The following is a 12120-nucleotide window of genomic DNA, read 5'->3' on the forward strand; positions in this document are numbered from 1 at the left end:
CTGTCGGGAGCGATGCTTCTGCCGGCGCTGGTCGACCTGTCCGACGGCAACCGCGACTGGGTCGTCTTCGTCGGCACCGGCGGGGTCGTCGGTGCGGTCTGTACGCTGATCGCCGTCGCGACGCGGGGCGCGAGCGTGCGCCCGACACCGCGTTTCGGGTTCCTGCTGGTGACGACGATCTGGCTGGTCTCGACCGTCACGGCGTCGCTGCCGCTCTACTTCGCCGAGACGGAACTGTCGTTTGCGGCTGCCGTGTTCGAGGCCATGTCGGGGCTGACCACGACCGGCGCGACGGCGCTGTCCGGCCTCGACGCCCTGCCGCGCGGGCTGCTCCTCTGGCGCTCGCTCCTCAATCTCCTCGGCGGCATCGGGATCATCGGCATGGCGCTCCTGATCCTGCCGTCGCTTCGCGTCGGCGGGATGGCACTCTTCCAGCTGGAAAGTTCCGACCGCTCCGGCAAGCTCCTGCCGCGCGTCAGCCAGCTCGCGTCGGGCATCGTCGCCGTCTACGGCGTGATGACGCTGGTCTGCGCGATGCTCTATTTCGCGCTCGGCATGAGCCTCTTCGACGCGTTCAACCATGCGATGTCGACGCTGGCGACGGGCGGTTTCTCCACCCACGACGAGAGCCTCGGCTTCTTCCAGAGCGACGCGATCCTGATGGTGGCGACGGTGTTCATGATCGCCGGCTCGCTGCCCTTCGTGCTCTACATCCGCATCTTCCTGCCTAGGCGCTTCCAGCGCTGGCGCGATCCGCAGGTGGCGTTGTTCCTCGTCCTGTGCGTGGTCCTGTCGCTGGCGCTGGCGGTGACGCGCGTCGTGATCAACGAGGTGCCGCTCCGTGAGGCGCTTCTGTCGTCCACCTTCAACCTCGTGTCGGTCATCACCACCACCGGCTTCGTGTCGGAGGACTTCACGCTCTGGTCGAACGCGGCGATCGGCATCTTCTTCCTCGCCATGTTCATCGGCGGCTGCGCGGGGTCGACGGCCGGCGGCATCAAGGTCAACCGGATCATCATCCTCTATGCGCTGATGCGGGCGAACTTCGCGCGCGTGATCCGCCCCCATTCCGTCCAGCGGCTGAAATACGGCCACGACGACATCTCGATCGAGACGCTGCAGAGCGTCACGATCTTCATCTTCCTGTTCTTCCTGTCGCTGCTTCTCGGCACCACGGCGCTGTCGATCTGCGGGCTCGAACTCCTGACCGCCTTCTCCGCCTCGCTGACGGCGGTCGGCAATGTCGGACCGGGCTTCGGGCAGGTCGTCGGGCCCGCGGGCAACTTCTCCTCGCTGTCGGCGCCCGCGCTCTGGATCCTGTCGTTCCTGATGCTGATTGGGCGGCTCGAGATCGTCACCGTGCTCGTGATCCTGTCGCCGGGTTTTTGGAGGGACTGATGCGGGCGGTGTTCATCAATCTCGACCGGGCGGTGGAGCGCCGCGCCTTCATGGAGCGCCAGGGGGCGCGGCTCGGCCTCCCGCTGGAGCGTGTGCGGGCGGTGGAGATGGGGGATATCTCCGCCGACGTGGACGCGCGACTGAACGGGCGCTGGGAGCGGCCCCTGAGCGGGCCGGAGCTCGGCTGTTTCCTGTCGCACCACGCGATCTGGGGGGAGGTTGCGCGGGCGAGCGGGCCGGTGTTGGTGCTGGAGGACGACGCGGTGCTGTCGCGACGGATCGGGGCCGCGCTGCCGGTGCTGGCATCGTTCGCGGGCGCGGACTTTCTCAATCTCGAGAGCTTCGACCGCAGGCGCTTCGCCGCGCGGCGGGCGACGGTGCTCGGCGACGGCGTCGCGGTGCGTCGCATGTTCCGCGACAAGTCGGGCTCGGCCGGCTACCTCCTCTGGCCGTCGGGGGCGGTCAAGCTGCTGGATCGAACGGCGCGGCGCGGCGCGGCGCCGGTGGACGCCTTCCTGCACGGCTTCGCGGGGCTCGCCTCCTGGCAGGCGGAGCCGGCGCTCGTCGTGCAGGCGCATATCCTGGAGGCGCGAGGGCTGAAGGCCGGCGTCGATCCGGCGACCTCGATCCAGGCCGGCCGCAAGCGCTCCAGCCTCCGCCGCGAGAACTGGCCGTTTCTCCTGCGCAGGATCGGCACGCAGGTCGGGCTCGCGCGCTATCACATGATGCGGCTGGGCATGGCGCGGTACGAGCGGACGACGTTAGACTGGAACGACTTTGTTTAAGGGCGTGTTGGATCGATGGAGTTGAGGTCGCGGGAGGTCGATATTCTCCCTATTGGAGAGGACACATACCTGATCCAGTTCTTCCGCTCCGAAGGCATTCCGGATCATGTCGAATTCGACCAGTATCGTCATGTGGAATGCCGGATCGACACAAGAAATGGAGTTTCTCACTCCTTAAGGGGAACGATCTACAGGCCAAAGAACAGACGTAATGTCGTGGGCGTTCGGAACGAGAAGCATCTTATGCTGCTGCTGGATGTCGATCTCAGCGCGGAGCAGATGTTGGCAGCCAGGATCGAAGTGAACGCGTTCGGAACGGTTCTCTCGGAGGGCGAGATCCGGGAACGAAACCAGCACGTTCGAAATCAACTGGCGGCCCACAAGCTCTCATAGACGGCGATGATCTCGTCGGCTTCGCGGGCGAGGGCGAACTCGGCGCGGGACTTGGCGAGGGCGGTGTCGGCCGCCTGCGCGCGGCTCGGCTCGTCGTCGAGGAAGGGTTCGATGGCGGCCGCGAGCGCCGGCAGGTCATCCGGCGGAACGATCGTGCCGCAGCCGTCCGTCACGACGTCGGAGAAGACGCCGACATCGGCGGCCACCACCGGCACGCCGCAGGACATGGCCTCCATCGGCGTCAGGCCGAAGCCCTCCCAGCGCTGGGGCGCGACGAAGAGGTCGAGCGCGCGGTACCAGCGCTCGATGTCGCGATGCTCGCCGACGAAGAGGATGCGGTCCGACAGGCCGGCGGCTGCGATTTTGCGCTTCAGTTCGGTCTCGAACGCGACATGTTCCGCGGTCGCTCGGCCGGCGACGACGGCCTGCCAGTCGGGGCGGCGAGGCAGGAGCGCGATCATGGCATCGACGAAGAGATCGGTGCCCTTCTGATGCCGCACGCGGCCGAAGCAGCCGATGGTCTGCCGGGCCGGGTCGAGGCCAAGCTCGCCGCGCGCGCCCGCCCCGCCTTCGGGATAGGGGCTGAAGCGATTGAGGTCGATGCCGTGGTGGATCACGGTATGGGGCACGATGAGATAGGCACCCGACCGCGCCGAGGTCGCGATCACCGCGTCCATCCGGTCGATCAGCCAGCGGGTGTAGCCGGTGTGGCGCCGCTGCGAGGCGGAGGTGAAGACGAGGCGCAGCGGCATGCGTAGAAGGTCGCGCAGAACGATGCCGGGCAGCATCTCGACGTTGCGGCGGGCATGCCAGATGCGGAAGGGCTTATGGGCGGGACGTCGCCAGAGGAGCGGCAGGTCGCGCCAGCGCAGCCTCGGCAGATGGGCAGGCAGGCCAGGGCCGAGCGCTGCGATGGGCAGGCGCTTGGCTTGTTCGGGGACCAGCTGGACGATGGTGGAGGTGACGCCGGACAGACGGCGCTTGAAGTTGGGGGCGACGACGAGGATGTCAGAAGCGCTCACGAGGTCTGGCTCGACGTTCATCCATCCGCCGTTTCTGAGAAGCGGCATCCTCGGCGGACGCAATCGCTTAGGAGAGCTTTTCCGCGATCCAGAGCTTGATGAGATCTTCAGACTTCACGCCGAGCGTTTTCGCCCGACGATCGAGCCCTTCCACCATCCATCGCGGGAATTCAACTTCCAGCCTTTGGGGATCGAGGTTCGGACGATAGCCCGTCGACCAATCGACATAGGCTTCGATGTCGTCACCGTCGTCGAAGGCTCGGTCGAAATCACTGGCCTTCATAGCGTTCCACCTCCAACTTGCGCGACCGCCTTACCGATATAAGGCGTATGCCTCCGTTTCGCGGCGTAAAGATCGCCGACCAATCAAGATCGCCGATCCGTCCGATGCCTATGAGGCGAAGTTCGTTTTCTGTCTGGACCTTGAACACGAACAGACGGGGGTCATCCCAGAGGCGCTTCGCTTCGTCGAAGTCGATCCCATGCTTGGCAAGGTTCGAGATGCTTTTTTCGGGATCGTACTCGAATCGCATCGCGAACGACCCCGTCAGCTCAGACCCAACGCAGTTCGAGGATCTCGTAGGAGCGCGCGCCGCCGGGGGCGGCGACTTCCACGGTGTCGCCTTCGCCCTTGCCGATCAGGGCGCGGGCGATGGGGGAGGAGATCGAGATGCGGCCCTGCTTCACGTCGGCTTCCTGGTCGCCGACGATTTGGTAGACCTTCTCCTCCTCGGTGTCCTCGTCGACGAGCTTGACCGTCGCGCCGAACTTCACCCGGTCGCCCGAAAGCTTGGAGACGTCGATCACCTCGGCGCGGGCCGTCAGGTCCTCGAGTTCGGAAATCCGGCCCTCGTTCAGGCTCTGCGCTTCCTTGGCGGAATGGTACTCGGCGTTCTCCGACAGGTCGCCATGGGCGCGCGCCTCGGAGATGGCCTCGACGATGCGCGGACGCTCCTCCTGCTGACGGCGGCGGAGTTCCTCCTTCAGGGACTCGAAGCCGGCACTCGTCATCGGGACCTTTTCCATGCCCTCAACCCTTACCTGTCGCGGCATCCGGCCTAGAGCCGGACGCTCTCTCGTGAAGACCGACCCGGACGCACGTGCACCGGGCAGGACATAAGAACGGCCGGACCCCAGCGGGGACCAGCCGGAACACATGCATGAGGCCTGAGCCGGAAGGCTGCGGGCCTCCCTGAAATCAGGCTGCCGAGAAGTAGGATTGCAGGGACCGAACTTCAAGGCTGCCGGCCTTCAGGGCCGCGATCGCCTCGGCGGCAGCCTCCATGCCGGCCAGCGTCGTATAGTACGGCACCTTGTGCATGAGGGCGGCGCGACGCAGCGACCGGGAGTCCGACAGAGCCTTGGCGCCCTCCGTCGTGTTGAGCACCACCTGCACCTGCCGGTTGCGGATAGCATCCTCGATATGCGGGCGGCCTTCAAGCACCTTGTTGACCTTCTCGGCCTCGATCCCGTGGCCGGCAAGGAACCTGTGCGTGCCCTCGGTCGCCGAGATGCGGAAGCCGAGTTCGGCCATCCGGCGCACGGTCGGCAGCATCTTCTCCTTGTCGCCGTTGCGCACTGAGACGAACAGCGTGCCGTCGCGCGGCAGGTCGACCGACGCGCCGAGCTGGGACTTGGCAAACGCCAGCGCGTAGCCGCGATCGAGGCCCATGACCTCGCCCGTCGAGCGCATCTCGGGGCCGAGCAGCGTGTCGACGCCGGGGAAGCGCGCGAAGGGAAAGACGGCTTCCTTGACCGCGATGTGTTGCAAGTTCTTTACGTCCGGCTTGCCGCCGTAGGCCGCGAAGGCCGCATCCAGCGTCTCGCCCGCCATGATGCGCGCGGCGATCTTGGCGATCGGCGAACCGACCGTCTTGGCGACGAAGGGCACGGTGCGCGAGGCGCGCGGGTTTACCTCGAGGACGTAGATGTCACCGTCCTTGATGGCGAACTGCACGTTCATCAGGCCGCCGACCTTGAGGGCGAGAGCCATTTCGCGGGTCTGGCGCTCCAGCTCGTCGGTGATCTCCCGGCTGAGCGAGTGGACCGGGAGCGAGCAGGCCGAGTCGCCCGAGTGGATGCCAGCCTCCTCGATATGCTCCATGATGCCGGCGACGAACGTGTCGGTGCCGTCGGAAAGGCAGTCGACGTCGACCTCGGTCGCGTCCGACAGGTAGCTGTCGATCAGCACCGGCGACTTGCCGGAGACGACGACGGCCTCCTTCATGTAGCGCTCGAACTGCGTGTCGCCGCGCACGATCTCCATCGCGCGCCCGCCGAGCACGTAGGACGGGCGGATGACGACGGGATAGCCGATCCGCTCGACGATCGTGCGCGCCTCCTCGACCGAGCGGGCGATGCCGTTGTTGGGCTGGCGCAGGTTCAGGTCGTGCAGGAGCTTCTGGAAGCGGTCGCGGTCCTCGGCAAGGTCGATCGCGTCCGGCGAGGTGCCGAGGATGGGAATGCCGGCCTCTTCGAGCGCTTCCGCGAGCTTCAGCGGCGTCTGGCCGCCGAACTGAACGATGACGCCGTGCAGCGTGCCGCGCGACTTCTCGACGCGCAGGATCTCCAGGACATCCTCGGCCGTCAGCGGCTCGAAGTAGAGGCGGTCCGACGTGTCGTAGTCGGTCGAGACCGTCTCGGGATTGCAGTTGACCATAATGGCTTCGAGGCCGGCGTCGCGCAGCGCGAACGCGGCGTGGCAGCAGCAGTAGTCGAACTCGATGCCCTGACCGATGCGGTTCGGGCCGCCGCCGAGAATGACGACCTTCTTGCGGTCCGACACGCCGGCTTCGGAGCGCACCTCGCCCGCGAAGGGCCGCTCGTAGGTCGAGTACATGTAGGGGGTGGGCGAGGCGAACTCGGCCGCACAGGTGTCGATGCGCTTGAAGACGGGGTGCACGCCCTGCCGCTCGCGCAGCGCCTTCACCTCGGCCTCGGACTGGCCCGACAGCTTGGCAAGGCGCGCGTCGGAGAAGCCCGCCGACTTCAGGAAGCGCAGGTTGTCGACGTCCTGGGGCAGGCCGTGCTCACGGACGCGGGTTTCGAGGTCGATGATCGCCTGGAAGCGGTCGATGAACCACGGATCGATCTTGGAGGAGCGGTGGACCTGCTCCTTGGTCGCGCCTTCGCGCAACGCCTGGGCGACCATGCGCAGCCGGTCCGGCGTCGGGACGCCGAGCGCGGCGCGGATCGCGTTCTTGTCGTCGCCCTCGCCGAGGCCCGGAATCTCGATCTCATCGAGGCCGTCGAGGCCGGTCTCGAGACCGCGCAGCGCCTTCTGCAGAGATTCCTCGAAGGTCCGGCCGATCGCCATCACTTCGCCGACCGACTTCATCGCGGTGGTCAGGACCGGCGAGGCGCCCGGGAACTTCTCGAAGGCGAAGCGCGGGATCTTGGTGACGACGTAGTCGATCGTCGGCTCGAACGAGGCCGGGGTCGCGCCGCCGGTGATGTCGTTCTTCAGTTCGTCCAGCGTATAGCCGACCGCGAGCTTGGCGGCGATCTTGGCGATCGGGAAACCGGTCGCCTTGGAGGCCAGCGCCGACGAGCGCGAGACGCGCGGGTTCATCTCGATGACGACGAGGCGGCCGTTCTCCGGATTCACCGCGAACTGGACGTTGGAGCCGCCCGTCTCGACGCCGATCTCGCGCAGGACCGCGATCGAGGCGTTGCGCATGATCTGGTATTCTTTGTCGGTCAGCGTGAGCGCCGGCGCGACGGTGATCGAGTCGCCCGTGTGGACGCCCATCGGATCGACGTTCTCGATGGAGCAGACGATGATGCAGTTGTCCGCGCGGTCGCGGACGACTTCCATCTCGTATTCCTTCCAGCCGAGCACCGACTCCTCGATCAGCACCTCGGTCGTCGGCGAGGCGTCGAGGCCGCCCTCGATGATCTCGAAGAACTCCGAGCGGTTGTAGGCGATGCCGCCGCCCGTGCCGCCCATCGTGAAGGACGGGCGGATAATGGCGGGCAGGCCAACATGCTCCAGCGCCTCGGCCGCGGCGCCCATCGCGCGCGCCATGTAGCGCTGCTTGCGGTCGGTCTCGCCGAGGTTCCATTCGGTCTCGAGCTGGCTGAGCGCCTCGTCGCGCGCAGGGCCGGCTTCGGTCGAGCGGATCGTCTCGGCGCGCTTCTCCTCGTGCGCGAGGCGGTCGGCCTGCTTGGCCTCCGTCGCGTTGGCGAGATAGCTTTTGGGCGTCTCCAGCCCGATCTTGGCCATCGCCTCGCGGAACAGGGCCCGGTCCTCGGCCTTGTCGATCGCCGTCGCATCGGCGCCGATCATCTCGACATTGTACTTGTCGAGGACACCCATGCGCTTCAGCGACAGCGCGGTGTTGAGCGCGGTCTGGCCGCCCATCGTCGGCAGGATCGCGTCCGGCCGCTCCTTGGCGATGATCTTGGCGACGACGTCGGGCGTGATCGGCTCGATATAGGTGGCGTCGGCGAGATCGGGATCGGTCATGATCGTCGCCGGGTTCGAATTGACCAGGACGATCCGGTAGCCCTCGTCGCGCAGCGCCTTGCAGGCCTGCGTGCCGGAATAGTCGAACTCGCACGCCTGACCGATGATGATCGGACCCGCGCCGATGATGAGGATCGTCTTGAGGTCGTCGCGTTTGGGCATGGCGGTCCGTCTTTGTTTCGTGCGCGCGGATGGCCCCGGCCGCGGGGAGCGGACGAGGGTCTGGGGCGAGGCATTCTTCAGGCTAAGGCCGGCTTATAGGCAAACCCGTCGCGCTGCGAAAGGGTGAACCGTCAGTCGATCGACGCGATTGTGGATGGATCGGCGGCAGGGCGTGCGCGGCCCGCAAGATCGGCGGCGCTCCGGGGCAGGGGGCGGCCGTCGTAATGGCGCACGCCCATCGACAGCGCGAGGCAGGCAAGCTCGACGGTCAGCGGGATCTCCACGCGCTTTCCGTCGCGGTCGCCCTTCTCGTAGTACTGGATGACCCGCTTCTTCAGGCCGAGACGGTCCGCGGCGTCCTTCTGCTTCCAGCCCATGGACCGGCGCCAGTCGCGGAAGCTTTCGGAATCCATCATCGAATCCATTCGATTTCGGCCGTTCAGCCCGGCTTAAACTTCGAAGCGCATGATTCGTCATGCCGGCTCCGACCCGTAACCAGAACAGTCAGACGGCACAAGAAAAATGCACATCGTGCGCCTTTCGCATATTCCAAAAGCGCACAGAGTGCATATCTTAACATCGTGAAGGCCCGTTCGACCTTCGATCAGCGAGGACTGACAACCCGAAAGGAATAGACCCGATGCTTGCCGACCTCATCGTCAGCCGCTCCGCCCTCGGCGCCGACCGCGGCCGCGACGATCTCCACCGCCACGCCACGTTCAGCTGCGGCATCCATGCGATGGTCCGCCGCGTTCTCCACTTGTTCAAGGCTGCATGACGTCCAGCACGAGACCATCGTCCAAGGGGGGCGAAAACGAGTAAGGGCGCCGGATCCACTCCGGCGCCCTTATTCGTTTCTGGCTCTTTGTCTGCGGTCAGGCCGCGGTCTTCGTCCGGTGCCCGTCGATCATCTCGAAGAAGCGGGCGAAGAGGTAGTGCGAGTCCTGCGGGCCCGGCGAGGCTTCCGGGTGATGCTGCACCGAGAACACCGGGGCGTCCTTCATGCGCAGGCCGCAATTGGTGCCGTCGAAGAGCGAGACATGCGTTTCCTCGACGCTGTCGGGCAGCGTGTCCGCCGCGACCGCGAAGCCGTGGTTCATCGACACGATCTCGACCTTGCCGGTCGTGAAGTCCTTCACCGGATGGTTCGCGCCGTGATGGCCCTGGTGCATCTTCTCTGTGCGCCCGCCGAGCGCCAGCGCGAGGAGCTGGTGGCCGAGGCAGATGCCGAACATCGGGATGCCGGACTTGGCGAGTTCCCGGATCACCGGCACGGCGTATTGGCCGGTCGCCGCCGGGTCGCCCGGGCCGTTCGACAGGAAGATGCCGTCCGGCTCGTGCTTCAGGACGTCGGCGGCCGAGGCCGTCGGCGGCACGATCACGACGCGCGCACCGTGGCCCGACATCAGGCGCAGGATGTTGCGCTTGGCGCCGTAGTCGATCGCGACGATCGTGTAGGCCGGCTCGCGGCCCGCATCGTAGCCCCGGTTCCACGACCAGGGACCCTCGACCCAGGCGTCCTCCTGCTTCGATCCGGCGTCCTGCGCGAGGTCGAGGCCAACGAGCCCGCTCCAGGCGGCGGCCTTGGCGCGCAGCGCCTCGATGTCGAAGACGCCGTCCGGGTTGTGCGCAATCACGGCGTTGGGCATGCCCTTGTCGCGGATGAGCGCAGTGAGCGCGCGCGTGTCGACGCCCGACAGCGCGACGACGCCGCGCTTCTTCAGCCAAGCGTCGAGGCCGCCGGCCGAGCGATAGTTCGACGGCGCCGACACCTCGGCCCGGAAGATCGCGCCGACCGCGCCGATCGTGTTGTCGGGCACGAGGTCTTCGATGTCCTCGTCGTTGGCGCCGACATTGCCGATGTGGGGGAAGGTGAAGGTGACGATCTGCTTGGCGTAGGAGGGATCGGTGAGGATCTCCTGGTAGCCGGTGAGCGACGTGTTGAAGCAGACCTCGCCGAGCGCCTCGCCCACCGCGCCGATGCCGTCGCCCTCGACCACCGTGCCGTCGGCCAGCACGAGCAGGGCCGTGGGCTTCCTCTGCGTCCAGGCGTCGCTCATCGTCTCTACTCCTTGAGGTCCTTCGGGGGCCATCGGCGCATGGAGCGCGGGCGCACCCTTCCGGAGCGTCCATATCGCGCCATCGGCCTTCGGGCGCAACCCTTCCCGTCGCCGGAAGGTGCCTCCAAGCATGACTGTGGAGCATGGCACGCATGCGCTTGCCAAAGCCCGCAGCCGTCATTAATCCTTCATCAACCTTGATCGCGGCGGCCGGCAGAGCCGCGCGATGATCGGTGAACGGCTCGAGTTATCCACGGGATTCAACAGGCGCCAAGGCTGCGGACCGCTTCCGGTCATCCGAAAACACACCATTTTCCCACAAGCTGACACGATCATTCTCGTCCGTCTCGGACGGGAGGGGATCGATCCGCGCAGGAGAGCGCCGCAAAGGCGCCCGCGTGGACGAACAGGACGAGTTGGAATGCGCGACCAGATCGCAGACGCATTGCAGGCGGCCATGACCAGCGGCGACAAACGCCGCATCGCGACGCTTCGGCTGGTCGCGGCTGGTCTCAAGGACAAGGAGGCCGCGTTCCGCGAGGCCGGCAAGGGCCGCCCCGAGGACGCCGACATCGTGGGCTTCCTCCACTGCATGATCCGCCACCGCGAGAGCGCCGAGACGACGCTGCGCGAGGCGGGGCGGATCGACGAGGCCAATGCCGAACAGGCCACCGCCGCGATGATCCGCAGCCTGCTTCCGGCGCCCGTGCCGAGCGGCGAGATCGAGGCGGCGTGTCGGCAGATCGTGTCCGACACCGGCTCCAAGGGGCTGCGCGACGTCGGCCGCTGCATGAACGCCCTGAAGGAGCGCTATCAGGACAAGCTGAACCTCATCGAGGCCGGCAGCGTGATGCGCGGGCTCCTCAGCTAGCCGCGCGCCGCGAGCACCTTTTCCCAGTCCGCCTTCGCGAGCCGATGGCACTGCCAGTCCGTCGGCTGGCCCGACAGGTCGAGCCGCGCGTCGTAGGCGTGCACCGCCCCGAGCTTGGCGGTCGCCTTCTGCGAGCGGATGTTGCTCGGCGCGATGTGGAACCAGACCTCGCCGAAATGCCGGAAGGCGTGGGTCAGCATCAGCGTCTTCAGCTCGAAGTTCGCCGGGCCGCCCCAATGGCTGCGGTCGAGGAAGGTAAAGCCGATCGCGATCGAGCCGGGCTGGTCGGGCGGCACGTAAAACCGCGATCCGCCGACGATCCGGCCCTCCTGGCGGTCCTCCACCGCGACCGCGCCGCCGAGCGCGACGAGCGTCGCGAAGAACGGCTCGAACACCTCGCGCTTCCAGCGGTCCTTTGCGGGATGTCCCGCCCAGATTTCGGGATCGGACGCTGCCGCGTGGAGGCCGTCGAGGTCGCCCGGCACGAGCTTTCGCACGGTCAGGTGCGGCCCGGTGAGCGTCGCACCGGGGTCGAAGGTCTCGGCGCTCATACCGCGGACTTCTCCGCAAGTTCTCGCGCCGCCGCCTCGTGGTAGCGGATCACCTCGCGCACCACGAAGGCGAGGTACTTCTCGGCGAAATCCGGGTCGAGCTGGGCCGAGGCCGCAAGCTCGCGCAGCCGCGCCACCTGCCGCTTCTCGCGCGCCGGGTCGGCCGGCGGCAGGTCGTTTTCCGCCTTCAGGACGCCGACGCGCTGGGTGCAGCGGAAGCGCTCGGCCAGCATGTGGACGATCGCCGCGTCGATGTTGTCGATCGAGTTCCGCAGCGACTGCAGCTCGGGCAGGATGGCGGGGGTCTGGTCCATGGGCTCTGGTGTCCGGCGTTTCTCTCCGGCCTCTGGATTAAGCGCCCGGCCACGATCCGTCAAAGCCGGACGGCGCCTGTGGAACGAGGTGGACAA

General features: G+C 66.9%; 14 protein-coding genes. 5 read left to right on the plus strand and 9 right to left on the minus strand.

The annotated features are described in order from the left end of the window. The 3 genes from ACLNGM_RS10885 to ACLNGM_RS10895 are packed head-to-tail and all read left to right on the plus strand — an operon-like array spanning position 1 to position 2576. Positions 1 to 1398, plus strand: coding sequence for a TrkH family potassium uptake protein (locus ACLNGM_RS10885; RefSeq protein WP_416358428.1), 1398 nt, complete (start codon positions 1 to 3; stop codon positions 1396 to 1398). Then, entirely contained in the window at positions 1398 to 2183 is a 786-nt protein-coding gene (locus tag ACLNGM_RS10890; protein ID WP_416358350.1) for a glycosyltransferase family 25 protein, read from the plus strand. The genes ACLNGM_RS10885 and ACLNGM_RS10890 overlap by 1 nt, the downstream gene beginning before the upstream one ends. A gap of 15 nt (positions 2184 to 2198) precedes the next feature. Further along, positions 2199 to 2576, plus strand: coding sequence for a hypothetical protein (locus ACLNGM_RS10895; protein WP_416358351.1), 378 nt, complete (start codon positions 2199 to 2201; stop codon positions 2574 to 2576). On the opposite strand, the gene ACLNGM_RS10900 is transcribed toward ACLNGM_RS10895, so the two are convergent. From ACLNGM_RS10900 to ACLNGM_RS10925, 6 genes are all read right to left on the minus strand, one after another. Further along, complete coding sequence (locus tag ACLNGM_RS10900) at positions 2549 to 3619, minus strand: glycosyltransferase family 4 protein (protein ID WP_416358352.1); 1071 nt, start codon at positions 3617 to 3619, stop codon at positions 2549 to 2551. The genes ACLNGM_RS10895 and ACLNGM_RS10900 overlap by 28 nt on opposite strands. Before the next feature lie 46 nt (positions 3620 to 3665). Beyond that, entirely contained in the window at positions 3666 to 3881 is a 216-nt protein-coding gene (brnA, locus tag ACLNGM_RS10905; RefSeq protein WP_416358353.1) for a type II toxin-antitoxin system BrnA family antitoxin, read from the minus strand. After that, the gene (locus ACLNGM_RS10910; RefSeq protein ID WP_416358354.1) at positions 3868 to 4131 is read right to left on the minus strand and encodes a BrnT family toxin; all 264 of its coding nucleotides are present in this window, start codon (positions 4129 to 4131) and stop codon (positions 3868 to 3870) included. Before ACLNGM_RS10910 ends, brnA begins: the two co-directional genes overlap by 14 nt. A gap of 19 nt (positions 4132 to 4150) precedes the next feature. Next, positions 4151 to 4624, minus strand: coding sequence for a transcription elongation factor GreA (greA, locus tag ACLNGM_RS10915; protein ID WP_090960944.1), 474 nt, complete (start codon positions 4622 to 4624; stop codon positions 4151 to 4153). A 172-nt stretch (positions 4625 to 4796) separates the two neighbouring features. Further along, positions 4797 to 8228 carry a carbamoyl-phosphate synthase large subunit gene (carB, locus tag ACLNGM_RS10920; RefSeq protein ID WP_416358355.1) on the minus strand — a complete coding sequence of 1144 codons (3432 nt, stop codon included), beginning with the start codon at positions 8226 to 8228 and terminating at the stop codon, positions 4797 to 4799. Between the two features lie 131 nt (positions 8229 to 8359). Continuing rightward, positions 8360 to 8644 carry a helix-turn-helix domain-containing protein gene (locus tag ACLNGM_RS10925; protein WP_416358356.1) on the minus strand — a complete coding sequence of 95 codons (285 nt, stop codon included), beginning with the start codon at positions 8642 to 8644 and terminating at the stop codon, positions 8360 to 8362. Positions 8645 to 8868: 224 nt separating this feature from the next. Here ACLNGM_RS10925 and ACLNGM_RS10930 point away from each other — a divergent pair, with 224 nt between their 5' ends. After that, positions 8869 to 9006, plus strand: a complete 138-nt coding sequence (locus tag ACLNGM_RS10930) for a hypothetical protein (RefSeq protein WP_156369312.1) — start codon at positions 8869 to 8871, stop codon at positions 9004 to 9006. A gap of 97 nt (positions 9007 to 9103) precedes the next feature. Here the strand turns inward: ACLNGM_RS10930 and carA are convergent, their stop codons facing one another. Then, a complete protein-coding gene (gene carA, locus ACLNGM_RS10935) occupies positions 9104 to 10288 on the minus strand; it encodes a glutamine-hydrolyzing carbamoyl-phosphate synthase small subunit (protein WP_416358357.1) in 1185 nt (394 codons plus the stop codon). 421 nt (positions 10289 to 10709) lie between these two features. Between carA and ACLNGM_RS10940 the strand changes: the two genes are divergently transcribed. After that, a complete protein-coding gene (locus ACLNGM_RS10940; RefSeq protein WP_416358358.1) occupies positions 10710 to 11159 on the plus strand; it encodes a GatB/YqeY domain-containing protein in 450 nt (149 codons plus the stop codon). On the opposite strand, the gene ACLNGM_RS10945 is transcribed toward ACLNGM_RS10940, so the two are convergent. Both ACLNGM_RS10945 and ACLNGM_RS10950 read right to left on the minus strand, forming a co-directional pair. Continuing rightward, on the minus strand, positions 11156 to 11710 hold the full coding sequence (locus ACLNGM_RS10945; protein WP_416358359.1) for a GNAT family N-acetyltransferase: 555 nt from the start codon (positions 11708 to 11710) through the stop codon (positions 11156 to 11158). The genes ACLNGM_RS10940 and ACLNGM_RS10945 overlap by 4 nt on opposite strands. Continuing rightward, the gene (locus ACLNGM_RS10950) at positions 11707 to 12024 is read right to left on the minus strand and encodes a chorismate mutase (RefSeq protein ID WP_416358360.1); all 318 of its coding nucleotides are present in this window, start codon (positions 12022 to 12024) and stop codon (positions 11707 to 11709) included. The genes ACLNGM_RS10945 and ACLNGM_RS10950 overlap by 4 nt, the downstream gene beginning before the upstream one ends. Positions 12025 to 12120: the final 96 nt, after the last annotated feature.

It is taken from the genome of Aureimonas phyllosphaerae (genome assembly GCF_047943035.1).
GTDB lineage: Bacteria > Pseudomonadota > Alphaproteobacteria > Rhizobiales > Rhizobiaceae > Aureimonas > Aureimonas phyllosphaerae.